The sequence below is a fragment of the Aestuariivita sp. genome (assembly GCF_049276915.1).
Lineage (GTDB): Bacteria > Pseudomonadota > Alphaproteobacteria > Rhodobacterales > Rhodobacteraceae > Aestuariivita.
This window is the reverse complement of the sequence record NZ_JBASXK010000118.1, coordinates 13,343-36,197: the sequence shown is the minus strand read 5'-3', so window position 1 is coordinate 36,197 and position 22,855 is coordinate 13,343. Positions and strand designations below refer to the sequence as shown.

Here is a 22,855-nt window from a genome sequence, read left to right as displayed (position 1 = left end):
AGGATCGCAGCGCTGATGCTGGCCATGTCACTGGCCATTTCATCGGCCGGGCCACTGGCCGCGCAGATGCAAACCAAGCAATATGAAGACGGCGGCATCTATGAGGGCGAGTTCAAGGGCGGGCTCCAGCACGGCACCGGAACCTATACGCTGCCCAATGGCTATTCCTATACCGGCGACTGGGTGGATGGCGAAATCCTCGGGCAGGGCGTGGCGCAGTTTCCCAACGGCTCGGTCTATGAAGGTGCCTTCGCCAAGGGCAAGCCCAACGGGATCGGCAAGATCACCTTTTCGGATGGTTCGACCTATGAAGGCGGCTGGCTGGACGGCGTCATAAATGGGCAGGGCGTGGCGGTCTATGCAAATGGCGTGCGCTATGAGGGCAGTTTCCGCAATGCCCAGCACGATGGCAAAGGCGTGATGACCAGCCCGGGCGGCTATGAGTATCGCGGCGACTGGGTGAATGGTGTCAAACAGGGGATGGGCAAGATCACCTATCCCGATGGCGCGGTCTATGAAGGCCAGATCGTGGATGGCAAACGCGAGGGCGAAGGCACGCTGACGCTGCCGGATGGTCTGACCTATGTCGGGCTTTGGGCCAATGGGCAGATCAACGGCACCGGGACGCTGACGCAGGCCAATGGGGATGTCTACCAGGGCACGCTGGCTGACGGGCAGCGACAGGGCCAGGGGACGGTCACCTATGGCAATGGAGATGTCTATGAGGGCGCATTCCTGGATGACCGCCGCCACGGGCAGGGCACTTTCCGGGGCGTGGACGGGTTTCTCTATACCGGCAACTGGGTTGCCGGGCGCATCGAGGGCGAAGGCCGCGTGACCTATCCGGACGGGTCGGTCTATGTCGGCACCTTTCGCGATGATCTGGCGGATGGCACCGGCAAGATCACCTATCCCGATGGCTCGACCTATGAGGGCGACTGGAGCGCGGGCGTCATCGACGGCATGGGGCGTGCGGTCTATGCCAATGGTGTTGTCTACGAGGGCCAGTTCAAGGATGCGCGCAATCACGGTCAGGGTGTCATGACCTATGCCGATGGCTATCGCTATGAGGGCGAATGGCTGAACGGGCAGCGCCATGGTCAGGGCACCGCAAGCTATCCGGATGGCTCGGTCTATACGGGTGAGTTCTTCAATGGCCAGCGCGCCGGGCAGGGCCGGATCGAGATGGCCTCGGGCTTTGTCTATGAAGGCCAATGGCAAAGCGGCGAGATCAATGGGCAAGGGGTGGCGACCTATGCCAATGGTGATGTCTATGAAGGCACGTTCCTGAACGGCAAACGCCAGGGGGCGGGAACCATGCGCTATGCCACCGGTCAGGAAGAGTCCGGCACATGGGAAAACGGCGCGTTGCAAAATGACGGCTGAGCCAGCGCGCGCCGGGCAGGCAGACAGCGCGAGGCACCGGGGTTGAAACCGGGCCCAATGCGGCGGAAACGCGCCGGGTGCAGCGGATTCTCCCCTTTTGCTTGCAGCCTCCTCGCCCTATAACCCTGCTGGTCTGTGAGCCGACTCGCGGGCCAACATAAACCCCAGGCAGGAACACCCTTTTACATGTCCATTTTAGGCAAACTGAGCGGTCTGTTTTCCGCAGACATGGCAATCGACCTCGGGACGGCGAACACCCTGGTCTATGTCAAAGGCCGAGGGATCATTCTGTCCGAACCATCGGTGGTGGCCTATCACGTCAAGGATGGCGTGAAGAAGGTGCTTGCCGTGGGTGAAGATGCCAAGCTGATGCTTGGCCGCACACCCGGCAGCATCGAGGCCATCCGCCCGATGCGCGAAGGTGTGATCGCGGATTTCGACACTGCCGAGGAAATGATCAAGCATTTCATCCGCAAGGTGCACAAACGCTCGACCTTTTCCAAACCCAAGGTCATCGTCTGCGTGCCCCACGGTGCCACGCCGGTTGAAAAACGCGCCATTCGTCAGTCGGTTCTGTCTGCCGGCGCGCGCAAGGCCGGGCTGATTGCCGAACCGATCGCAGCCGCCATTGGCGCGGGCATGCCCATCACCGATCCGACCGGGAACATGGTTGTCGATATCGGCGGCGGGACGACCGAAGTTGCGGTTCTGTCGCTGGGTGACATCGTCTATGCCCGCTCGATCCGGGTGGGCGGGGACCGCATGGACGAAGCGATCATCAACTATCTGCGCCGCCAGCAGAACCTGCTTGTCGGCGAAAGCACCGCCGAGCGCATCAAGACCTCGATCGGCACCGCCCGCATGCCGGATGACGGGCGCGGTCAGTCGATGCAGATTCGCGGCCGTGACCTGCTGAACGGTGTCCCCAAGGAGATCGAGATCAGCCAGGCGCAGGTCGCCGAAGCTCTGGCAGAACCCGTGCAGCAGATCTGCGAAGCGGTGATGACCGCGCTGGAAACCACGCCACCCGATCTGGGTGCGGATATCGTGGACCGCGGCGTGATGCTGACGGGGGGCGGAGCGCTCCTAGGCGATCTGGATCTGGCCCTGCGTGAGCAGACGGGTCTGGCCGTTTCCATCGCCGACGAAAGCCTGAACTGCGTGGCTCTGGGCACCGGCAAGGCGCTGGAATTCGAAAAACAGCTGCGCCACGCGATTGACTACGACAGCTGACGCGCGCAGGCTTTTGCGCAAGACACCCCTGACACGGAGTGCCCTTGGCCAAGAACCGGTCACAGCAGGACGAATACACAGGCCCCCTCAGACGCTTGCTTCTGGGGGTTCTCCTGCTTTGCCTTTTGGGAATTTTCCTTGTCTGGCGCATAGATAGCCCCCGCGTCGAGAGGTTTCGCGCCCAGGTAACCGATCAGATCATGCCCAGTATGGATTGGCTGATGGCCCCTGTGACAGGGGCCGTATCGCTGGTGCGCAATGTGCAATCCTATCAGCGCCTGGTGGATCAGAACCGCGAATTGCGCAGCGAATTGCGCCAGATGCAGGCCTGGAAAGAGGCGGCCCTGCAGCTTGAACAGGAAAACGCCCGGCTACTGGATCTGAACAATGTACGTCTTGATCCGCGTCTGACCTATATCACCGGCGTGGTGATCGCTGACAGCGGATCGCCCTTTCGTCAGTCTGTCCTGCTGAATGTGGGCGCACGCGACGGGATCTTGGATGGCTGGGCGGCGATGGACGGGATCGGGCTTGTGGGCCGTGTCTCGGGGGTGGGTGACAACACCTCGCGGGTGATCCTGCTGACCGACGCGACCAGCGGCGTGCCCGCCACGATCCAGCCCTCGGGCCAGACGGCGATTGTCGCGGGTGACAACTCGGCCGCGCCCCTGCTGGATTTCATCGAAAACGCCGAACTGGTTCGCCCCGGGGACCGGGTGGTGACCTCGGGCGATGGTGGGCTGTTCCCGGCCGGTTTGCTGATCGGTCAGGTGGCCGCAGATCGCGGCGGACGGCTGCGCGTGCGCCTGTCGGCGGATTTCCAGCGCCTGGAATTCTTGCGCTTGCTGCGCCATCACGGCACCGAACGGGTCGATGACCCCGGCCGCCTGATCCTGCCCCAGGACAACCTCAGCCAGACCGAACCCGCAGCCACCGATGGGTAGCGCCTTTTCCTCTCAGCTTTTGGGCATGCGCGCGGTCTTCGTGCTGCTGGCCCTCGGGATCTTGTTCTGGCAACTGCTGCCGCTCAGCACCCTGCCGCCCTCATGGGCCGGGCCGGACCTGCTGATTGCCCTGACCTTTGCCTGGGCTCTGCGACGGCCCGACTATGTGCCGGCCCTGCTGATCGCCATGGTCATCCTTCTGGCGGATTTGCTGCTGCAACGCCCGCCGGGCCTCATGGCCTTTCTGGTGGTGCTGGGGACCGAACAGCTCAAGACCCGCGCCATCGGCCTGCGCGATGCCAGCTTTGCGGGCGAATGGGCTGCCGCTGGCCTTGTTGTGATCGCGGTTTTCGTTCTCAACCGTGTAATTCTCTCGCTTCTTATGGTAGATCAGGCCCCGCTGGGGCTGACGCTCATCCAGATGCTGATGACGATTCTGATCTACCCGCTTGTCGTGTTCGTCTCGCATCTGTTTCTGGGTGTGCGCAAACTGGCTCCCGGCGATGATGATGCAATCGGATCGCGACCATGAGACACAACCCGCGGGACCTCGAGAAAAGCCATACCATCCTCACCCGGCGCGCCATGCTGTTGGGCGGCGTTCAACTGGCCTTCGTCGGGGCGCTGGGGCTGCGCATGCGGTATCTGCAACTGGAACAAGCCGACCAGTTCCGCCTTCTGGCCGAGGAAAACCGCATCAACATCCGCCTCATCCCGCCCGCACGCGGTGAGATTTTCGACCGCGAAGGCCGGGTGATCGCCCAGAACACACCCAGCTATCGCATCGTGATCGTTCCCGAGGATGCCGGAGATGTCGAACAGGTCATCACCCGCCTGGGCCAGTTGATCGAACTGGACGGAGAGCAGCTGAACCGCGCCATGGCCGAGATCAAACGCTCGCCGCCCTTCCTGCCGGTCACCGTGGCCGAGCAGGTCAGCTGGGAAGACGTCTCGACCGTCGCCGTCAATGCCCCTGCCCTGCCCGGCGTCGCGCCCGAAGTCGGCCTGACCCGCAAATACCCGCGGGGCTCGGATTTCGCCCATGTGGTCGGCTATGTCGGCCCGGTCTCGGATTTCGACCTCTCCAAGCTGGAGAACCCGGACCAGCTGCTGCGCATTCCGCGGTTCCAGATCGGCAAGGTCGGCCTTGAGGCCAAACAGGAAGACCAGCTGCGCGGCAAGGCCGGCACCAAACGTGTCGAGGTCAACGCCGCAGGCCGCGTCATGCGCGAGCTGGACCGCCGCGAAGGCGAAGCCGGCGCGGATATCCAGCTGACCGTCGATGCCGAATTGCAGGGCTATGTCCAGGCCCGTCTGGGCGAAGAAAGCGCAAGCGCGGTAATCATGGACACCGACACCGGCGATCTGCTCGCCATCGCCTCGGCACCGACATTTGATCCCAACACCTTTGTGCGCGGGATTTCCTCAAGCGATTACAAGGCGTTGCTGGACAACACCTACCGCCCGCTCGCCTCGAAATCCGTGCAAGGCGTCTATCCTCCCGGCTCGACCTTCAAGATGATCACGGCCATGGCCGCATTGGAGGAAGGGCTGATCGGCCCGGATGACACGGTCTATTGCCCGGGGCATGTCGACGTCTCCGGGCGCCGGTTTCACTGCTGGAAACGCGCCGGTCACGGCTGGGTCGATCTGCAAAGCTCGCTCAAGGAAAGCTGTGATGTCTATTACTATGACCTCGCGCTGAAAGTCGGTCAGGACAAGATCGCCGCCATGTGCGAACGCTTTGGGCTTGGCGTGCGCCACGATGTGCCCATGTCCGCCGTGGCGCGGGGACTGGCCCCCGATCGCGCCTGGAAACGGCGCGTGCATGGCCAGGAATGGCTGGTGGGCGATACGGTCAACGCTTCGATAGGCCAGGGCTTCATGCTCGCCTCTCCGCTGCAACTAGCGGTGATGACCGCCCGCCTTGCCACCGGACGCAGTGTCTCGCCGCGCCTGGTGAAATCGATCAACGGCGTCGAACAGCCCAGCGGTGCGGGCCAGGACATGGGCCTGAACGAAAACAACCTGCGCAAGATGCGCCGCGCGATGTACGCCGTCACCAACGACCGGCGCGGCACCGGCTATGGCAGCCGCTCCATCGAAGAGGGCTATCGCATCGCAGGCAAGACCGGCACCAGCCAGGTGCGCAACATCACGGCCGCGGAACGTGCCTCGGGTGTGATCCGCAACGAGGATCTGCCCTGGGAGCGGCGCGACCACGCGCTGTTCGTGAACTTTGCCCCCGCTGACAATCCCAGAATCGCCGTCTCGGTGATCGTCGAACATGGCGGAGGCGGTTCAACGGCCGCCGCCCCCATCGCGCGCGATATCACGCTGCAGGCGCTTTACGGCGGCCCGCCGCCGCTCACCGCTTATCCGCCCAAGGATCGCAACCGGATCGAAGCGCAGCAGGAGCGCCTGCGCAATGTCATGCCCCTGGCCGATACCGAAGGGAGCGGGCGCGCGTGAGCTATCTTGAGTATACGGTCAAATCGGTCCCCACCGGTCCGCGCAAGCTGCTCTATCTGAACTGGCCGCTGGTGCTGTTGGTGATCGCGGTGGCCTGCATCGGGTTCCTGATGCTCTATTCCGTTGCCGGCGGCTCCTTCACCCCCTGGGCGGAACCGCAAATGAAGCGCTTTGCCATGGGCCTGGTGGTGATGCTGGTGGTGGCCATGGTGCCGATCTGGTTCTGGCGCAACATGGCGGTGGTGGCCTATTGCGTCTCGATCGCGCTGTTGATTGCGGTTGAATTCTTTGGTCTGGTCGGCATGGGCGCGCAGCGCTGGATCGACCTGGGGTTCATGCGCCTGCAACCCTCGGAATTGACGAAAATCACCCTCGTGATGCTGCTGGCGGCCTATTACGACTGGCTTCCGGCCAAACGCGTCTCGCATCCTTTCTGGGTGCTGATCCCGGTGCTGATCATCCTGTTCCCGACCTATCTGGTGCTGCGCCAGCCCGATCTGGGAACCTCGATCCTGCTGCTGACAGCCGGGGGCGGGCTGATGTTCCTGGCCGGAGTGCACTGGGCCTATTTCGTCGCCGTGATCTCGGCGGGCGTCGCGCTGGTCACAGCCGTGTTCCAGAGCCGCGGCACTGACTGGCAGCTCTTGCAGAATTACCAGTTCCGCCGCATCGACACCTTCCTTGATCCGGCCAGTGACCCGCTGGGGGCAGGCTATCACATCACGCAATCCAAGATCGCGCTTGGTTCGGGCGGCTGGACCGGACGGGGCTTCATGCAGGGCACGCAATCGCGGCTGAACTTCCTGCCGGAAAAACATACCGATTTCATCTTTACCACGCTGGCTGAAGAGTTCGGCTTTGTCGGTGCGTTTTCCCTTCTGGGGCTTTACACACTGATCATCGTGTTCTGCGTGGTGACCGCGCTGGCCGCGCGCGACCGGTTTTCATCGCTGCTGACACTGGGCATCGCGCTGAACTTCTTCCTGTTCTTTGCGGTGAACATGTCGATGGTCATGGGCCTTGCGCCCGTGGTCGGAGTGCCCCTTCCCATGGTCAGCTTTGGCGGCTCGGCGATGCTGGTCTTGATGGTGGCCTTCGGACTGGTACAAAGCGCCCATATCCACAGACCCCGATAAGGCGCGCCCTCGCATGACCAACATCCTCTTCGCCGCCCGCCACGAGAGGTGGCCCGACTATGAACAGCCCCTGCGCGACAGCCTGGCCGAACTTGGCCTCAAGGCGGATCTGCGCACCGATTTCCCACCAGAGGAGGTCGATTACATCATCTATGCCCCCAACAGCGCGGTGACGGACTTCACCCCCTTCACCCGGCTCAAGGCGGTGATGAACCTCTGGGCAGGCGTCGAAGCGGTGGTCAACAACCCCACCCTCACCGTGCCGCTGACCCGCATGGTCGACCCCGCGCTGACACAGGGCATGGTCGAATGGGTCACCGGACATACACTGCGCCACCATCTGGGGATGGATACCCACATCCACGCCAAACCCGGCGAGTGGATATCCCAGGCCCCTCCCGTCGCCTGGGAGCGCAAGGTCACGGTTCTGGGCCTGGGCGAACTGGGACGCGCCTGCGCAGAAAGCCTCGCGCGGATCGGATTTCAGGTCACCGGCTGGTCACAAGGCCCCAAGGCGATCGACGGCCTGCGCTGCCTGCATGGAGCCGAGGGCCTGACCGAAGCCCTCAGCGGGGCACAGATCGTGGTTCTGCTGCTGCCTGACACGCCGCAAACGGAAAACACCCTGAACGGCAAGACGCTGGCGCTGCTGGCAAAGCACGCGGTGATCCTCAACCCCGGACGCGGCCCGCTCATCGACGATGACGTATTGCTTGCGGCTCTGGACAGCGACCAGATCGGCCATGCCACGCTGGACACATTCCGCGTGGAACCCCTGCCCGCCGAGCATCCCTACTGGCACCACCCAAAGGTGACGGTCACGCCGCACATCGCCTCGGAAACCCGCGCCGCCTGGTCCTCGAAAACCATTGCGGAAAACATCCGGCGCGGTCAGGCTGGTGAGCCATTCCTCTATCTTGTCGACCGCACCCGCGGGTACTGAGCACAGGCTTGAGGGGCCAGCCCCTCAAACTCCCCGCCGTATTTTTCACAAGAAGAAGCAAGAAAGTGCCTCCTGCTTCTTCTTGCAGTCAAATACCGGCTGCCGGAGGCACGGCGCGCAGCGCCGTTCAGGCCGCCAGTCCCCGCCCTTTGAGAAGCGCCTCGACACCCGGCAACCGGCCGCGGAAAGCGACATAGAGCTGATCGGCCTCGCGTGAGCCACCTGTCGAGAGAATGTTCTCCTCCAGCGCTCGGGCGCGTTCGGGATCAAAGGCATCCCCCGCCTCTTCAAAGGCGGCAAAGGCATCCGCGTCCATCACCTCGGACCACATATAGCTGTAATAGCCCGCGCTATAGCCATCGCCCGAAAACACATGGGCAAAATGCGGTGTCGCGTGGCGCATTCCGATAGCCTGCGGCATGTCCAGCCGCTCAAGCGTGGCCGCCTGCGCCGCCATCGGATCGGTCGGCGGTGCGCCGTCATGGAAATCCAGATCCACAAGCGCCGAGGCCACGTATTCGACTGTCTGGAACCCCATGTCGAAAGTCGCCGCATTCAGAACTTTCGCCAGCATGTCCTGTGGCATCGGCGCGCCGGTTTCGGCATGGGTGGCAAATTCCGACAGAACTTCGGGCACCTCCAGCCAATGCTCGTAAAGTTGGCTGGGCAGTTCCACGAAATCGCGCGCCACAGAGGTGCCCGAGATGCTTTCATAGGTCACATTGGACAGCATCTGATGCAGCGCATGGCCAAACTCGTGAAACAGCGTGCGCGCGTCATCATAGCTCAGAAGTGCCGGATCGCCCTTGGCGAAGTTGCATACATTGATCACAACCGGGGACTGCACATCGGGAAACCGGGCCTGCGCGCGCATCGCCGAACACCACGCGCCCGAGCGTTTGGAGCCGCGCGCAAAGTAATCGCCAATGAACACGGCCACATGTGCGCCCTTGCGCGTCACTTCCCAGGCGCGGCAATCCGGATGATAGAGCGGGATATCCAGCGCGCGAAACTCAAGCCCGAACAACCGGTTGGCGCAGGCAAAAGCCGCCTCGATCATGCGGTCAAGCTGCAGATAGGGCTTCAGCGTCGCCTCATCCAGGTCATGCTCGGCCTTGCGCCGTTTTTCCGCATAATACCGCCAGTCCCACGCCTCCAGAGGGCCATTCACACCGTCTTGCTGCATCATTGCTTCCAGCACCTGACCATCGGCCTGCGCCCGGGCGCGGGCCGGTTCCCAGACCGCCATCAGAAGATCGCGCACCGCATCCGGCGTTCTGGCCATCTCTGTTTCCAGCTTGTAGTCGGCGAAACTCTCGTATCCCAGAAGCTGCGCGCGCTCATGGCGCAGCGCCAGGATCTCGGCCGCAATCGCGCGGTTGTCGCTTTCACCGCCGTTGGCCCCGCGCGCGCACCAGGCCTTATAGGCCTGGGCGCGCAGATCGCGGCGCGTCGAGAACTGCAAGAACGGCACGATAAGCGAGCGTGACAGCGTCACCACCGGGCCATCCCGGCCTTTTTCGGCCCCCGCCGCCCGCGCCGTATCCACCACGAAGGAGGGCAGCCCTTCAAGATCCTCCTCGCCCAGTTCCATGAACCACGAGCGCTCATCCGCCAGCAGGTTCTGGGTAAAGGCCGTTCCAAGGCTGGCCAGTCGCGATTTGATCTCTTTCATCCGCGCATCCGCAGCCCCGTCCAGTGCCGCACCCGCCCGCACAAAGCCGCGCCGCGTCAGCATCAGCACGCGCGCCTGCTCTTCGCTCAGTTCCAATTCATCGCGCGCTTCCCAGACCGCATCGACCAGCGCGAACAGCGCCTTGTTCGATGTGATCTCGGAAAAATGTGCCGCCAGCTTGGGCGAAAACGCCCGCTGCAGATCCTCGCGCGCGGGGTTGCTGTCTGCCCCTGCCACGGTAAAGAACACCGACAGGACCTTGTCCAGATCCCCGCCCGCCGCTTCCAGCGCCTCGATGGTATTGGCGAAATCCGGTGCCTCCTGCGAGCCCGCGATCGCCTCGATCTCGGCGCGATGGCTGGCCAGTGCCGCCTCCAGCGCAGGCGCAAAATCTGCGTCGGCGATCCGGTCGAACGGGGCGATCTGAAAATCGGTCTGCCAGTTGGTCAAAAGCGGGTTGGTCATGATACGCGTCTCCTTTGATCACCAAGCTAGGTGCGCGCCCGCCAAGGGTCCAGAGCGCGCGGTGATATTCCGGTTGAAGGCCATGACAATCTACGCCAGCCTGCCCCGACATCAGCATGAAGGAGCCGAAAATGCCCACATCCAACCGCAAGCCCGGCCCGATGACGACAGCCATTCACGCGGGCGAAACCCCCGACGCCACCACCGGAGCCTCGGGCCCTGCGATCCACATGTCCTCTACGTTTGTCTCGCAAGATGTCTCGGGCTTTTCCGCCCATGACCTGACGCCTGACTCGCCGTTCGCCTATGCCCGCTGGGCCAACCCCACCGTTGCCATGCTCGAGGCCAAGATCGCCGCGATGCAGGGTGCCGAGGAATGCCTGTGCACCGCATCCGGAATGGCGGCGGCCTCGGCGATCTTCTTCACCTTCCTCAGCCAGGGCGATCACGTCATCGTTTCGGATGTGTCCTATGCCGGTGTTGCCGAGCTTGCCCGCGATACGATGCCCCGCATGGGCGTCGAGGTCAGCGCCGTGAACATGTCCGACCCCCAGACGGTGGCCAGGGCCATCCGCCCCAATACAAAACTCATCCATTCCGAAAGCCCCGCCAACCCGATCTGCCGCCTGACCGATCTGGCAGCCATCTCGAAACTGGCAAAAGCCGCGGGCGCGCTGCATTCGACCGATTCCACCTTTGCCTCACCCATCGGGCAGGATGCCATGGCACTGGGCGTGGATCTGGTCATGCATTCCACCACCAAATACATCGGCGGTCATGGCGATGCGGTGGGCGGAGCGGTGGCCGGTCGCGCAGACCTGGTGCGCCAGATGCGGCTGGAAGCCTCCATTCACCACGGTGGAATCCTGTCGCCCTTCAACGCCTGGCTCATTGCCCGCGGGGCCGCCACACTGCCACTGCGCCTCAAGGCCCATCAGGCGGGCGCGCAGGCTGTCGCCGAATGGCTCGAAAGCCATCCCTCCGTGACCCGGGTGATCTATCCCGGCCTGCCCTCGCATCCGCAATATGAACTGGCGCAATCCCAGATGGCCAATCCTTCGGGCATGCTGTCCTTCCAGGTCGGCAGTGCCGCCGATGGCGAACGCATCGCCCAGGCGATGATCGAAAAGCTGAAGATCGTGCACTATGCCGTTTCGCTCGGCCATCACCGCAGCCTGATCTTCTGGATGGAAACCGCCGGGCTGATGAAGTCCTCCTTCCGTCTGGAAGGCGCACAGGCCCAAAGCTATCGCGACTTTGCTGGGGACGGCATCTTCCGCCTCTCGGTCGGCCTCGAGGATGCCGAGGACATCATCGCCGATCTTGATCAGGTGCTCTGAGGCCGCCTCTTCATCTTGCCGAAACTATCCCGGGGGGTTCGGGGGGCTGGCCCCCCGATACCATCGGCTCAGACCGCGCGCGCGAGATCCGGTGCGCAGATCGGACAATCCGCGCGTCGCTCCAGCCCGATCTTGCGGGTCTCGCCCCAAAGCGCGTCATAGATCAGCATCTCACCGCGCATCGCATGGCCCGCGCCGGTGATCACCTTGATCGCCTCGACTGCCATCATCGACCCGATCACCCCGGGCAAGGGGCCGATCACGCCGGCCTCGGCGCAGGACGGGGCCAGCCCCTCTGCCGGAGCCTCGGGGAAAATACATTGATAACAGGGCGCGCCGGATGCAGGATCAAACACGCTCAGCTGTCCCTCCCATTGCGACAAGGCCCCTGAAATCAACGGCTTGCCTGCCGCCACAGCAGTCCTGTTCGCAAGATAGCGCGTTTCGAAGTTATCCGTCCCGTCCAGGATCAGATCATAGGCGTCAAACAGCTCGCGCGCGCTGGTCTCGTCCAGCCGCCGCTTGTAGGGGCGCACCTCGATGAACGGGTTCTGCGCCATCATCGCGGCCTGAGCGGAAAACACCTTGGGCAGACCGATATCGGCGTCGCGGTGGATCACCTGGCGTTGCAGATTGGCATTGTCCACCACGTCGTCATCGATCACCCCGATGATCCCCACACCCGCAGCCGCCAGATATTGCAGCGCCGGTGCCCCCAGGCCCCCGGCACCGATCACCAGAACGCGCGCCTGTTTGAGCTTTTTCTGCCCCGCCCCACCGATCTCGCGCAGCACGATATGGCGCGCATAGCGGTTCAGTTCGACCTCGGAGAACGTCCCCGCCGCCTTGGGCGGAGCGGCAGCGGCCTCGCGCGCCTCGGCCCGGCGGCGCAGCGCGCCCAGACCCCGGCGATAGATCAGTGTCAGCACCACGAACCCGCCGATCAACAGCCAGAGCGCCGGAGATTCCCCCGTCGCCATGCGCAACGCATGGCCCTCGGGCAACAGCAGCTGCAGGATCAGAACGCCGACATACAGCATCCCGATCATCATCAGCCGTGCCCGGGTGGGTGCCCCCATCGCCGCACCGATGCCCCAGAGCATCGCCGCCATTGCCAAGACCAGAAGCATCAGTTCGTCCCCGTTGATCCAAAGCCGCCCGCCCCGCGCGCGGTCTCGCTCAACCCGCTATCTAGCGCGAATTCTGCCTGTACCACCGGCGCGACGACGATCTGGGCAATGCGCGCGCCATGTTCCACGACAAAGGGCGCGTCACCGGCATTCATCACGATCACACCCAGAGGGCCGCGATAGTCGCTGTCGATGGTCCCCGGCGCATTGGGCAAAGTGATCCCATGCTTCAGCGCCAGCCCCGAGCGGGGCCGGATCTGCACCTCGAAGCCCTCGGGGATCTCGATCCGCAGCCCGGTGGAAATCAGCGCCCGCGCGCCCGGCTCCAGCAGCACATCTCCATCCGGCAGATTGGCGCGGATATCGGCCCCCGCCGCCCCGGCGGTTTCATAGGCGGGCAAGGGCACCGCGGCATCAAAGCCCGCATCCCGCGTGACCCGGATCACCACCGCATCAGCCATTCAACGCCGCCGCGATCCGCTCGGCCAGTTGGCGCGCGACCGCATCCTTGGACATACGCGGCCAGACCTCCGATCCCGCATCGCTGATCAGGGTCACGGCATTCTCGCTGCCCCCCATGATGCCCGTGGCCGGGCTGACATCATTGGCCACGATCCAGTCACAGCCCTTGCGCAGGCGCTTGGCCGTGGCGTGGGCCTCGACATCATGGGTTTCGGCGGCAAAGCCCACCACAAGCCGGGGCCGCCCTGCACCCATCTGCGCCACCGTGGCCAGAATATCGGGGTTCTCGGCAAATTCCAGAACCGGCAGACCATCCTTCGATTTCTTCAGCTTGCGATCCGAAGCCTGCGCCACGCGCCAGTCCGCCACGGCGGCCGCAAAGACACCGGCATCCACCGGCAGGGCCGCCTGCACGGCTTGCGCCATCTCGGCTGCGCTTTGCACCGCGATCACCTCGACGCCCGCAGGCGGCGGCACGCTGGCCGGTCCGGTCACGAAGACCACATGCGCGCCCAGATCCGCCAGGGCCCGCGCCACCGCCGTGCCCTGCGCCCCGGATGAGCGGTTGGCGATATAGCGCACCGGGTCAATCGGCTCATGAGTCGGCCCCGAGGTGACCAGCACCCGCTTGCCGCTCAGCGGTCCATGGGCAAACTGCGCCTCGATCGCGGCGACGATCTCCATCGGTTCCGACATGCGCCCGGGCCCGAATTCACCACAGGCCATATCGCCTTCATTGGGTCCGACAAAGGCCACGCCATCACCGGCAAGCGTGGCGCGGTTGCGCCGGGTGGCCGGGTGATCCCACATCCGCACATTCATCGCAGGGGCCAGCAGAACCGGCGTATCTGTCGCCAAGAGCAGCGTCGAGGCCAGATCGCCCGCCAGTCCCTGCGCCATCTTGGCCATCAGATCCGCCGTGGCCGGAGCCACAACGATCAGATCCGCCGAGCGTGACAGCTGGATATGGCCCATCTCGGCTTCGTCGGTCAGGTCGAACAGGTCGCGATGTACCTTGACGCCCGCCAGTGCCGAGACCGACAGCGGCGTGACGAATTCTTCCGCGGCGCGCGTCAGCACCGGCGCGACCGAGGCCCCGCGCTCGGCCAGCCTGCGGATCAACTCCAAAGACTTGTAGGCGGCGATCCCGCCGCCGATGATCAGCAAAATGCGTTTACCAGTCAGCATGGCGCCTCAGGGTTCTGTTGCAACGCCCCGACCATAGGCAAGCCGCGCCCAATCGACCAGTGGCAATCCACTCGGCCGATTGTCAGTTGCGAAAGGCATCGCACGGGTCCGGGCGCGCGACCGAGGGCGCATCCAGCACCGCATCAAAGGCACCGGGCAACACCGCCCCGTCCTCGGTCTGGCCAAGGCTGAAGATCCGAACCCCGCCGCGCACCTGGCGCAGAAAGCGCGGCACGCCCCAATCGGCGCGCGCATGGCCATTGCCGGTGATCACCACCACCGGCCCGCCGGTGCGCTCAAGGGCGATCAGCGCCTCCTGCGCAAGACGCGCATCGCGCAGGCGCTGGATATCCACCATCGTCGGCAACAGATCGCGCGGCAAGGCCTCGCAATGGGCGTCAAACTGCAGGGCTTCGCGCTGCGCCTGCTCGGTCTCGCTCAGGGGATCAGCCAGCCCGAACACCGCCGCCTCGGGCCCGAAGGCCGCCGCGATACCGCTTTGCATCGAGGCGCGTGCCGCAGCACGCGGCACCGCCGCGCCGAAGACGACCGAGTCAGGGGCCGCTAGGAAAATCGGGTGATACATGGCAAAATCCGGCCAGCCGCTCTGGGACCAGTCCAACGCCATGGCCAGGGCATCGGCGTCGCCCAGCAGCTGGGGCGTGACCAGCCCTGCCTGCTCGGGGCTGAGCATCTCATAGACCACCGCACGCGGGGCAATGCGCGCCACAAGGTCCGCCTGTGCTGCGTGATGGGAGGGATTGTCATGCACCTCTCCCAGCAGGATGATCTCGGCATCATCCATGCGCGACAGCGAGGCCTCGGAAAGAGAAACCGCCCCGACAGGGGCGGCAAGAGCCACGGCAAGCGCGGCGATCAGGGGAAAGACGCCCCTCATAGAAGGAAGTGCTGCACCTCGCGCGATTGCGCTTCAAGGCTCTTGCGCATCTTGCCGAAAGCCGCCGCTTCAAGCTGGCGCACGCGCTCCTTGGACAGGCCAAGTTCGTCGCCCAGGCTTTCCAGGGTGCGCGGATCATCGCGCAGCTTGCGCTCGCGTACGATGAAGCGTTCGCGCTCATTCAGCGCAGCCATCGCCGCCAGCAACCATTCGCGCAGCTGTTCGGTGTCATGGCTGTCTTCGACCAGTTCGGCCGCCTGCGCGCTGTCATCTTCCAGCGCGTCGATCCACTCCCGGCCCTCATCATCGACCGATTGCGTCGCGTTCAACGAGTAATCCGAGCCTGAAAGACGTCCTTCCATCATCACCACGTCATGCAGCGGCACGCCGATCTCGGTCGAGATCATCTGGTGCAGCTGATGCTTGTCCAGCGTCTCGCCCGCGGCTTGCGCCTCGCGTTCAAGGCGTGCCTGAACGCGGCGCATGTTGAAGAACAGCGATTTCTGCGACGAGGTCGAGCCGGTCCGCACCATGGACCAGTTGCGCATGACGTAATCCTGGATCGACGCCTTGATCCACCAGACCGCATAGGTCGAGAACCGCACACCGCGATCCGGATCGAATTTGTCCGCCGCTTTCATCAGACCCAAGCCAGCTTCCTGGATCAGATCGTTCATCGGCGCGCCGTAGCGTTTGAATTTCGAAGCCATTGAGATCGCCAGGCGCATGTAAGCGGTAATCAGGCGATGCAGTGCCTGTTCATCGCGATGGTCACGCCATGCATAGGCAAGCTTCAGTTCCGTTTCCGCGTCCAAAAGCTCGGCTTTCATAGCCCGCCGCGACAGCGACATGTCAGTAGAAGAGTCCAGTGCCATATCATCCCCCTGTAGATGACGGTCAGTGCACTTTTCGGTGCACCTTGTTTTGCGCTCCTGAACTAAGTACGCAGATCGGACCGAATTGGATCACCAAGAAGGCCAGAAATTTGTTGCCAGAACTCACCTTGATTATCGGCGGGGCTGCTTCTGGCAAGTCGCGTCTTGCCGAGACGCTAGCGGAAAATCATGGAAACACAAAGCTTTATGTCGCGACCGCACAAATCTTTGATGAAGAGATGGCCCAAAAGGTGGCACAGCACCAGGATCGGCGCCTTTCTGGCTGGCACACGATCGAGGCTCCGCTGAACGCGGCCGATGCCCTGCGACAGGCTGCCGCAGACATAGTTCTGTTTGATTGCGCGACCTTATGGCTTTCCAACCACATGCTGAGCGAGGGCACGGACCTTGGTGCCGCGCAGGCGGATTTGCTGGATGCGCTTAAAAATTGTGCATGTCCCGTAATCGTCGTCACAAACGAGGTCGGCGAAGGCATTGTGCCCGAAAACGCCCTCGCGCGCCGCTTCCGCGAGGCCCAGGGCCGCCTGAATATCGCCCTTGCCGAGCAATCGATTCTCGCCATCAAGGTCACCGCGGGCCTGCCGCAGGTCCTCAAGGGGCAGATGCCATGATCACCTGGCACTGGATCCGCCATGGCCCGACCCACGAGAAAAACTTCGTCGGCTGGCGCGATGTGCCTGCCGATCTGTCCGACACCGCGCAAATCGCCCGGCTGAACGCCCATCTGCCCGATCAGGCGCTTGTCATCGCCTCGGATCTGATCCGCGCCTCGGCCACTGCCGACACCGTGTCCAAGGGGCGCACCCGCCTGCCCGATCAACCCGACCTGCGCGAATTCCACTTTGGCGACTGGGACGGCAGGCATTTCAGCGAGATCGCCGAAACCCATCCCGAACTCAGCCGCGCCTATTGGGAGAAACCCGGCGACATCGCGCCTCCGGGCGGGGAAACCTGGAACCAGAGCGCGGCCCGCGTCGCCCGTGTCGTTGATGATCTCAACACCCGTCACAGCAGCGGCCATATCATCGCCGTGGCCCATTTCGGCGTGATCCTGACCCAGGTGCAACGCGCTCTGGGCGTGCAGGCCGCCGAGGTGCTGAGGCACAAGATCGACCCTTTGTCCGTCACCGATATGCAGTTTGACGGGCAGCGCTGGCATCTGGGCCGGATCAATCACCTCCCGTGATGTCAGGGGACACAATTTAACATTTCCCCTCTGGCGCAGGGCCGATCTAATCTATGCGCCATGACATATGATCTTTACATCGGTGACAGAACCTTCTCGAGCTGGTCCCTGCGCGGCTGGCTGATATTCGAGAAATTCAACCTGCCCATGCGCACCCATCTGGTGAGGCTTTATTCCGGCACCATGGCGCAGGATCTGGCCGATCTTGCACCGGCGCGGCTGGTCCCGGCGATGCGCACCCCCGATGGCTGCGTGGTCGGCGAAACCCTCGCCATGGCCGAAACCCTTGCCGAGCGTCACCCCGATGCCGGTCTCTGGCCGCAGGACCCCGCCCAGCGCGCCACCGCCCGCTGGCTCTGTGCCGAAATGTGTGCCGGTTTTTCGGCCCTGCGCAGCGCTTGCCCGATGCAGCTGTTGCGCGCCTATCGCGGGTTTCAGCCCGCGCCCGAGGTTCTGGGCGACCTTCAGCGCATCGAAACCCTGTGGTCCCATGCCCGCACGGTATCGGGGGCGGCGCAGGGCTGGCTCTTTGGCAGCTATACTCTGGCGGATGTGTTCTATACCCCGGTTGCCGCGCGCATCATCGGCTATGGCCTGCCCGTCAGTGACACCGCCCGCGCCTATGCCATGGCCCTGATCAGCGATCCGGCGGTGCAAAGATGGCGCGCAGAGGGGCTGCGCAAGACCTATGTGCCCGAACCCTATCGCCTTGAGCTGCCCGCCGACGACTGGCCGGTCTGAACCGGCGGATCCGAGGATGCGTTAACCATTCCTCAATGCTTCCGTCCTACCCGTTAACCATGGTCCACGGGGGTAAGCGGATGGTCTCACGCGCCTACACGGTCGCCTTCGAAGGGGTGGAGGCGCGATCCGTCGAAGTTCAATGCGCCGTTTCACCGGGCCTGCCTGCGTTTTCCATCGTCGGGCTGCCCGACAAGGCCGTGAGCGAGGCGCGCGACCGCATCCGTGCGGCCCTGACATCCATGGCTATCGCGCTGCCGTCCAAACGGATCACCGTCAACCTGTCGCCCGCCGATCTGCCCAAGGAAGGCAGCCATTTCGACCTGCCCATCGCCATCGCTCTGCTGTGTGCGCTGGATATCCTGCCTGCGGATGTGATCGAGACAACCGTCGCGCTGGGAGAACTGTCACTGGACGGCTCGCTTGTGCCGGTGCTGGGCGCGCTGCCCGCCGCGATGCGCGCGGCAGAAGATGGGCGCGCCCTGTTGTGCCCCGCCGGATCGGGGCCAGAGGCGGCCTGGGTCGATGCCACATGCGTCACGGCCGCCGCCAGCCTGACCGAGGTCGTGCAGCATTATGCAGGCCTTGCACCGCTGGAGCCGGCCCAGCCGGGCGAGGTGCAATCGGACACGGGCCTGCGCGATCTGCGCGATGTCAAAGGCCAGGAACGCGCCAAACGCGCGCTGGAAATCGCCGCCGCCGGGCGCCACCATCTGCTGATGGTGGGCACACCGGGCGCGGGGAAATCCATGATCGCCGCACGCATGCCCGGCATCCTGCCCCCACTCACCCCGTTCGAAGCCCTTGAAACCTCGATGATCCACTCGCTGGCCGGGCTGCTGAAAGAGGGCGGCATCAGCCGCAGCCGTCCGTTTCGCGAGCCCCACCACACCGCCTCGATGGCGGCCATCGTGGGCGGCGGGCGCGGGGCCAAACCCGGTGAGATCAGCCTTGCCCATAACGGCGTGCTGTTCATGGATGAATTCCCCGAATTCGCCCGCACCGTGCTGGAAACCCTGCGCCAGCCCATTGAAACCGGCGAAGTCATGGTGGCGCGCGCCAATGCCCATATCCGCTATCCCTGCCGCTTCATGCTGCTGGCCGCCGCCAACCCGTGCAAATGCGGATATCTGTCTGATCCCGAGCGCGCCTGTTCGCGCGCACCTGTCTGCGGTGAGGATTACCTCGGGCGCATCTCGGGCCCGCTGATGGACCGCTTTGATCTGCGCATCGAAGTGCCCCCCGTATCCCTGTCCGATCTCGATCTGCCCGCCGATGGCGAAAGCTCGGCCACGATTGCCGCGCGCGTCGCCGCGGCGCGCGCCCTGCAGGAGACCCGGTTTCAGGGGCACCCCATGCATCACAATGCCGACGCCGAGGGTGAAATGCTGCACGAGATCGCAACCCCCGACTCCGAGGGTCAGGCCCTGCTGAGCAAAACCGCCGATCGCTTCGGGCTGACCGCGCGCGGCTATCACCGGGTCTTGCGCGTGGCGCGCACGATTGCCGACCTGGAACGCTCGGAAACCGTGCGCCACCCCCATGTGGCCGAGGCGCTCAGCTATCGGATGATGGGGGCCAAAACGCTCTGAACGAACTCCGCCGTCTGGCGCAGGCTGGCGCGCGCCTCGGGCACCCAGCCGTCAAAGATCTGCCAGACATGGGGGGCGTTCTCTTCCACCTGTACGGTGACGTCACCGCCGAACTGGCGCAGCCGCTCGGCCATGCGCAAGCCGTCATCGCGCAGGATTTCCGTTTCGCTCAGCTGGATCAGCACCGGCGGGCAGCCCGGAAACGAACCATACAACGGCGAGCATCGCGGATCGCGCGGATCGGCCCCCTGCAGGTAGGTATCAACCAGTTCACCAATGCGCTCCGGGGGTAACAAAGGATCGCTCTCGGCATTGCTCTTCAGGCTCTCGCCGGTCAGCGCCAGATCGGTCCAGGGCGAAAACGCGAAAGCTCCGGCCGGAGGCGTGCCCTGCTGGCAGCACCACGCCAGCAGCGCCAGACACAGCCCAGCCCCGGCTGAATCCCCGCCGATGACGATATCTCCGGGATCATAATTCAGATCACCCAAGGCGCGAAACGCCGCGAGCGCGGCGTCGAACGCCGCCGGAAAGGTCTCCTCCTGCGCCAGAGGGTAATCAGGCGCACAGACCTCGATTCCGGCCAGCTTGGACAGCCGCCCCAGCATCCCCTGATGAGTCAGCGGGCTGCCGGCCACATAGCCACCGCCATGAAAGTAAAGGATCACCCGCCCCGGCGCACAATCCCCCACGCTGATCCAGTGCAATCCGCCGGGACGCGATGTGGTGCGCAGAAACGGCGGCTGTCGCAGCCCCAGCGCGCCCAGTTCCAGCGCACGCTCCGCCGCTGCGGGATTGGCAGTCTGGTGAATGCCGCGCTTGGCGATCAGACGCAGCCCGGTGTTGAGCGTATCCAGCTGCCAGCTCATGCTCAGCCCAGCCTGGCTTCGATCGCCTGCCAGATTTTTTCAGCGATGTTCACCCCGTCAAAACGCTCAAGCTCCTGAATGCCGGTGGGTGAGGTCACGTTGATCTCGGTCAGGTAATCGCCGATCACGTCGATCCCGACAAAGATCTGCCCCTTTTCCTTCAGCAGCGGGCCAATCGCGGCGCAAATCTCAAGATCGCGCTCGGTCAGGGAAATCTTTTCGGGCCGCCCGCCCACATGCATGTTCGAGCGAGTCTCGCCCTGTGCCGGAACGCGGTTGATCGCGCCCACCGCCTCGCCATCCACCAGAATGACGCGTTTGTCGCCATTGCTGACATCGGGCAGGAATTTCTGCACGATCAGCGGCTCACGCGAAAACCCCGAGAACAGCTCATGCAGCGAGGTCAGGTTGCGGTCCTGCGTATCCAGGCGAAACACCCCCGCGCCGCCGTTTCCGTAAAGCGGTTTGAGGATGATGTCCTGATGCTTGGCCTTGAACGCCTTGATCGTATCCAGATCCCGCGCGATCGTCGTGGGCGGTGTCAGTTCGGGGAAATCCAGCACCAGAAGCTTTTCAGGGAAATTGCGCACCCAGAACGGATCATTGACCACAAGGGTCTGCCCCTTGAGGCGATCCAGCAGATGGGTCGAGGTGATGTAATGCATGTCAAAGGGCGGATCCTGACGCAGCCAGACCACATCGAAATCCGCCAGATCCACCTCGCGCATTGGCCCCAGGATCGCCGGATCACCAGGCACGCGCTGCACTGTCATGTCATGACCGCGCGCCGTGATCCGCCCTTCCTGAAAGGCCAGCATATCGGGACTGTAGTAAAACAGCGTATGCCCGCGCGCCTGCGCTTCCTCGGCAAGGCGAAAAGAACTGTCGGCGTTGATATTCACGCCGCCGATAGGATCCATCTGAAATGCAATTTTCATTCTGCGCGCCTTTCGCTGACTGAGCCGTTAAATGACCCAGCAACGCGCGCAATTCAATGCATCCTAATGCAACAGCAACGCATTTTCGATGATTTCGCAGGCACCGGTGCCATCCACCAACCCCACATCAAAGCAGCATTCCGTCATGCCACCCGCCGGCTGGGACGCCAGAAACTCCTCGGCAGCGCAGAAAATCCGCCGGGCCTGCGCCGGTTTCAGGCTTTCGGCAGCACGGGCAAAATCGCGCCCCTGTTTCACTTCAACGAAGGAGATCACATCGTCTTTTCGAAAGACCAGGTCAATCTCACCGCCCTTGCCGCGCCAGCGCCGAGCCAGCAGCGCATGGCCCCTGTCGCAATAAAGCCGTTCAATACGTGCCTCGGCCGCCAGACCCGCATGATAGTTTGATCTTCCAAGGTGCTGCCTGCCCGATATGCCCTGCCCGCCCGATAAATCCTGCCTGCCTTCTCTCATGTCTTGTCCTGTCCAAGTTTCAGCGCCATCTGGTAGACCTTGCGCCGGGGCAGGCCATGGGCCTGGGACACGGCATCCGCCGCATCCTTCAGCGACATCGTCCCCAGCGCCGCCTTCAGGTCCGTTTCTAAATCAGATTCGCTAATTTTTTCCGAACCCGCCCGCGCGATCAGAACGACAACCTCGCCTTTCAGCGCGCCGGACCCGATCTCATCGGCCAGTGATGCAAGCGTGCCCCGACGCACCTCTTCGAATTTCTTGGTGATTTCGCGGCAGACACGCGCCTCGCGCCCAGCGCCCAGCACATCGGCCGCATCCGCCAGCATTGCGCCCACACGGCGGGGCGATTCGAAAAAGATCAGCGTTCCGGGGATCTCCCGCAGGCTTTCCAGCTTGCTGCGACGCGCGCCTTTGGCCGATGGCAGAAAACCGGCAAAGAAAAACGCATCACTTGCCAGCCCCGAAATCGCAAGCGCCGCCAGCGGTGCGGACGCCCCCGGAGCCACCGTCACCAGATGCCCCGCCTCGGCCATCGCGCGGCCCAGCTCGAACCCCGGATCGGCGACAAGCGGCATGCCGGCCTCGGAGGCATAGGCAAGCGATTGCCCATCCGCCACGGCCGCAATCAGCTTGGCACGCAGGCCCTCACCGCTGTGATCGTGATAGGCCAGAATGTGGCGCCCCTTCAGAGCGATGCCGTGAATCTCCATGAGTTTGCGCAGACTTCTGGTGTCTTCCGCGGCAATCACATCCGCCGAAGCCAGGATATCCAGCGCCCGCAAGGTGATGTCGCGCGCGCTGCCGATCGGGGTCGCCACAAAATAAAGACCGGCAGGAAGGGTGGACATCTGAGGATTCAACGCTGGACCCGCCTCGGTTGGTGTTTATTA

The 22,855-nt window shown here is 63.7% G+C and carries 22 protein-coding genes; 12 read left to right on the top strand and 10 right to left on the bottom strand.

Features of this window, described 5'->3' with window-relative positions; translation table 11 throughout:
- The first annotated feature begins 15 nt into the window (after window positions 1–15).
- From WAO69_RS12745 to WAO69_RS12715, 7 genes are all read left to right on the top strand, one after another.
- Window positions 16–1,386, top strand: a complete 1,371-nt coding sequence (locus WAO69_RS12745; RefSeq protein ID WP_422179707.1) for an MORN repeat-containing protein — start codon at window positions 16–18, stop codon at window positions 1,384–1,386.
- 186 nt (window positions 1,387–1,572) lie between these two features.
- Window positions 1,573–2,619, top strand: a complete 1,047-nt coding sequence (locus WAO69_RS12740) for a rod shape-determining protein (RefSeq protein WP_422179687.1) — start codon at window positions 1,573–1,575, stop codon at window positions 2,617–2,619.
- A 44-nt stretch (window positions 2,620–2,663) separates the two neighbouring features.
- The gene (gene mreC, locus WAO69_RS12735; RefSeq protein WP_422179685.1) at window positions 2,664–3,563 is read left to right on the top strand and encodes a rod shape-determining protein MreC; all 900 of its coding nucleotides are present in this window, start codon (window positions 2,664–2,666) and stop codon (window positions 3,561–3,563) included.
- Entirely contained in the window at window positions 3,556–4,095 is a 540-nt protein-coding gene (locus WAO69_RS12730) for a rod shape-determining protein MreD (protein WP_422179683.1), read from the top strand. The genes mreC and WAO69_RS12730 overlap by 8 nt, the downstream gene beginning before the upstream one ends.
- Window positions 4,092–6,035, top strand: a complete 1,944-nt coding sequence (gene mrdA, locus WAO69_RS12725; RefSeq protein WP_422179681.1) for a penicillin-binding protein 2 — start codon at window positions 4,092–4,094, stop codon at window positions 6,033–6,035. The genes WAO69_RS12730 and mrdA overlap by 4 nt, the downstream gene beginning before the upstream one ends.
- Entirely contained in the window at window positions 6,032–7,171 is a 1,140-nt protein-coding gene (rodA, locus tag WAO69_RS12720) for a rod shape-determining protein RodA (RefSeq protein ID WP_422179679.1), read from the top strand. Before mrdA ends, rodA begins: the two co-directional genes overlap by 4 nt.
- Before the next feature lie 13 nt (window positions 7,172–7,184).
- Complete coding sequence (locus WAO69_RS12715; protein WP_422179677.1) at window positions 7,185–8,114, top strand: 2-hydroxyacid dehydrogenase; 930 nt, start codon at window positions 7,185–7,187, stop codon at window positions 8,112–8,114.
- A 127-nt stretch (window positions 8,115–8,241) separates the two neighbouring features.
- Here the strand turns inward: WAO69_RS12715 and WAO69_RS12710 are convergent, their stop codons facing one another.
- Complete coding sequence (locus WAO69_RS12710; RefSeq protein WP_422179675.1) at window positions 8,242–10,254, bottom strand: M3 family metallopeptidase; 2,013 nt, start codon at window positions 10,252–10,254, stop codon at window positions 8,242–8,244.
- Between the two features lie 131 nt (window positions 10,255–10,385).
- On the opposite strand from WAO69_RS12710, the gene WAO69_RS12705 reads away from it, so the two are divergent.
- Window positions 10,386–11,594, top strand: a complete 1,209-nt coding sequence (locus WAO69_RS12705) for a trans-sulfuration enzyme family protein (protein WP_422179673.1) — start codon at window positions 10,386–10,388, stop codon at window positions 11,592–11,594.
- Window positions 11,595–11,662: 68 nt separating this feature from the next.
- Here WAO69_RS12705 and WAO69_RS12700 read toward each other — a convergent pair whose 3' ends face one another.
- From WAO69_RS12700 to WAO69_RS12680, 5 genes are all read right to left on the bottom strand, one after another.
- Window positions 11,663–12,724 carry a HesA/MoeB/ThiF family protein gene (locus WAO69_RS12700; RefSeq protein ID WP_422179671.1) on the bottom strand — a complete coding sequence of 354 codons (1,062 nt, stop codon included), beginning with the start codon at window positions 12,722–12,724 and terminating at the stop codon, window positions 11,663–11,665.
- Complete coding sequence (gene dut, locus WAO69_RS12695; protein WP_422179668.1) at window positions 12,724–13,185, bottom strand: dUTP diphosphatase; 462 nt, start codon at window positions 13,183–13,185, stop codon at window positions 12,724–12,726. The genes WAO69_RS12700 and dut overlap by 1 nt, the downstream gene beginning before the upstream one ends.
- Complete coding sequence (gene coaBC / locus WAO69_RS12690) at window positions 13,178–14,374, bottom strand: bifunctional phosphopantothenoylcysteine decarboxylase/phosphopantothenate--cysteine ligase CoaBC (protein WP_422179666.1); 1,197 nt, start codon at window positions 14,372–14,374, stop codon at window positions 13,178–13,180. The genes dut and coaBC overlap by 8 nt, the downstream gene beginning before the upstream one ends.
- An 82-nt stretch (window positions 14,375–14,456) precedes the next feature.
- Window positions 14,457–15,272, bottom strand: a complete 816-nt coding sequence (locus tag WAO69_RS12685; protein WP_422179664.1) for a ChaN family lipoprotein — start codon at window positions 15,270–15,272, stop codon at window positions 14,457–14,459.
- Window positions 15,269–16,147: an RNA polymerase factor sigma-32 gene (locus tag WAO69_RS12680; protein WP_422179662.1), complete on the bottom strand. Its 879-nt coding sequence runs from the start codon at window positions 16,145–16,147 to the stop codon at window positions 15,269–15,271. The genes WAO69_RS12685 and WAO69_RS12680 overlap by 4 nt, the downstream gene beginning before the upstream one ends.
- Between WAO69_RS12680 and cobU the strand changes: the two genes are divergently transcribed.
- From cobU to WAO69_RS12660, 4 genes are all read left to right on the top strand, one after another.
- Complete coding sequence (cobU, locus tag WAO69_RS12675) at window positions 16,141–16,779, top strand: bifunctional adenosylcobinamide kinase/adenosylcobinamide-phosphate guanylyltransferase (RefSeq protein ID WP_422179660.1); 639 nt, start codon at window positions 16,141–16,143, stop codon at window positions 16,777–16,779. The genes WAO69_RS12680 and cobU overlap by 7 nt on opposite strands.
- Window positions 16,776–17,354, top strand: a complete 579-nt coding sequence (locus tag WAO69_RS12670; protein WP_422179658.1) for a histidine phosphatase family protein — start codon at window positions 16,776–16,778, stop codon at window positions 17,352–17,354. Before cobU ends, WAO69_RS12670 begins: the two co-directional genes overlap by 4 nt.
- A 60-nt stretch (window positions 17,355–17,414) precedes the next feature.
- Window positions 17,415–18,095, top strand: a complete 681-nt coding sequence (locus tag WAO69_RS12665) for a glutathione S-transferase (protein WP_422179656.1) — start codon at window positions 17,415–17,417, stop codon at window positions 18,093–18,095.
- Window positions 18,096–18,175: 80 nt separating this feature from the next.
- Entirely contained in the window at window positions 18,176–19,687 is a 1,512-nt protein-coding gene (locus WAO69_RS12660) for a YifB family Mg chelatase-like AAA ATPase (RefSeq protein ID WP_422179654.1), read from the top strand.
- On the opposite strand, the gene WAO69_RS12655 is transcribed toward WAO69_RS12660, so the two are convergent.
- The 4 genes from WAO69_RS12655 to rsmI all read right to left on the bottom strand — a co-directional run bounded on the left by WAO69_RS12655 (window position 19,657) and on the right by rsmI (window position 22,825).
- Window positions 19,657–20,553, bottom strand: coding sequence for an alpha/beta hydrolase (locus WAO69_RS12655; RefSeq protein ID WP_422179652.1), 897 nt, complete (start codon window positions 20,551–20,553; stop codon window positions 19,657–19,659). The two genes, WAO69_RS12660 and WAO69_RS12655, sit on opposite strands and share 31 nt — an antisense overlap.
- A 2-nt stretch (window positions 20,554–20,555) precedes the next feature.
- A complete protein-coding gene (gshB, locus tag WAO69_RS12650; protein WP_422179650.1) occupies window positions 20,556–21,491 on the bottom strand; it encodes a glutathione synthase in 936 nt (311 codons plus the stop codon).
- Between the two features lie 63 nt (window positions 21,492–21,554).
- Window positions 21,555–21,965, bottom strand: a complete 411-nt coding sequence (locus WAO69_RS12645) for a YraN family protein (RefSeq protein WP_422179648.1) — start codon at window positions 21,963–21,965, stop codon at window positions 21,555–21,557.
- The gene (gene rsmI, locus WAO69_RS12640) at window positions 21,962–22,825 is read right to left on the bottom strand and encodes a 16S rRNA (cytidine(1402)-2'-O)-methyltransferase (protein WP_422179646.1); all 864 of its coding nucleotides are present in this window, start codon (window positions 22,823–22,825) and stop codon (window positions 21,962–21,964) included. Before rsmI ends, WAO69_RS12645 begins: the two co-directional genes overlap by 4 nt.
- Between the last annotated feature and the right edge of the window lie 30 nt (window positions 22,826–22,855).

What these genes read in the sequence shown, in the direction of transcription:
- WAO69_RS12745 (WP_422179707.1), top strand. Translation starts at nt 16, where the DNA reads ATGCTGGCCATGTCACTGGCCATTTCATCGGCCGGGCCACTGGCCGCG.
- WAO69_RS12740 (WP_422179687.1), top strand. Translation starts at nt 1,573, where the DNA reads ATGTCCATTTTAGGCAAACTGAGCGGTCTGTTTTCCGCAGACATGGCA.
- WAO69_RS12730 (WP_422179683.1), top strand. Translation starts at nt 3,556, where the DNA reads ATGGGTAGCGCCTTTTCCTCTCAGCTTTTGGGCATGCGCGCGGTCTTC.
- mrdA (WP_422179681.1), top strand. Translation starts at nt 4,092, where the DNA reads ATGAGACACAACCCGCGGGACCTCGAGAAAAGCCATACCATCCTCACC.
- WAO69_RS12715 (WP_422179677.1), top strand. Translation starts at nt 7,185, where the DNA reads ATGACCAACATCCTCTTCGCCGCCCGCCACGAGAGGTGGCCCGACTAT.
- WAO69_RS12710 (WP_422179675.1), bottom strand. Translation starts at nt 10,254, where the DNA reads ATGACCAACCCGCTTTTGACCAACTGGCAGACCGATTTTCAGATCGCC.
- WAO69_RS12705 (WP_422179673.1), top strand. Translation starts at nt 10,386, where the DNA reads ATGCCCACATCCAACCGCAAGCCCGGCCCGATGACGACAGCCATTCAC.
- WAO69_RS12700 (WP_422179671.1), bottom strand. Translation starts at nt 12,724, where the DNA reads ATGCTTCTGGTCTTGGCAATGGCGGCGATGCTCTGGGGCATCGGTGCG.
- dut (WP_422179668.1), bottom strand. Translation starts at nt 13,185, where the DNA reads ATGGCTGATGCGGTGGTGATCCGGGTCACGCGGGATGCGGGCTTTGAT.
- coaBC (WP_422179666.1), bottom strand. Translation starts at nt 14,374, where the DNA reads ATGCTGACTGGTAAACGCATTTTGCTGATCATCGGCGGCGGGATCGCC.
- WAO69_RS12685 (WP_422179664.1), bottom strand. Translation starts at nt 15,272, where the DNA reads ATGAGGGGCGTCTTTCCCCTGATCGCCGCGCTTGCCGTGGCTCTTGCC.
- WAO69_RS12680 (WP_422179662.1), bottom strand. Translation starts at nt 16,147, where the DNA reads ATGGCACTGGACTCTTCTACTGACATGTCGCTGTCGCGGCGGGCTATG.
- WAO69_RS12670 (WP_422179658.1), top strand. Translation starts at nt 16,776, where the DNA reads ATGATCACCTGGCACTGGATCCGCCATGGCCCGACCCACGAGAAAAAC.
- WAO69_RS12665 (WP_422179656.1), top strand. Translation starts at nt 17,415, where the DNA reads ATGACATATGATCTTTACATCGGTGACAGAACCTTCTCGAGCTGGTCC.
- WAO69_RS12660 (WP_422179654.1), top strand. Translation starts at nt 18,176, where the DNA reads ATGGTCTCACGCGCCTACACGGTCGCCTTCGAAGGGGTGGAGGCGCGA.
- WAO69_RS12655 (WP_422179652.1), bottom strand. Translation starts at nt 20,553, where the DNA reads ATGAGCTGGCAGCTGGATACGCTCAACACCGGGCTGCGTCTGATCGCC.
- gshB (WP_422179650.1), bottom strand. Translation starts at nt 21,491, where the DNA reads ATGAAAATTGCATTTCAGATGGATCCTATCGGCGGCGTGAATATCAAC.
- WAO69_RS12645 (WP_422179648.1), bottom strand. Translation starts at nt 21,965, where the DNA reads ATGAGAGAAGGCAGGCAGGATTTATCGGGCGGGCAGGGCATATCGGGC.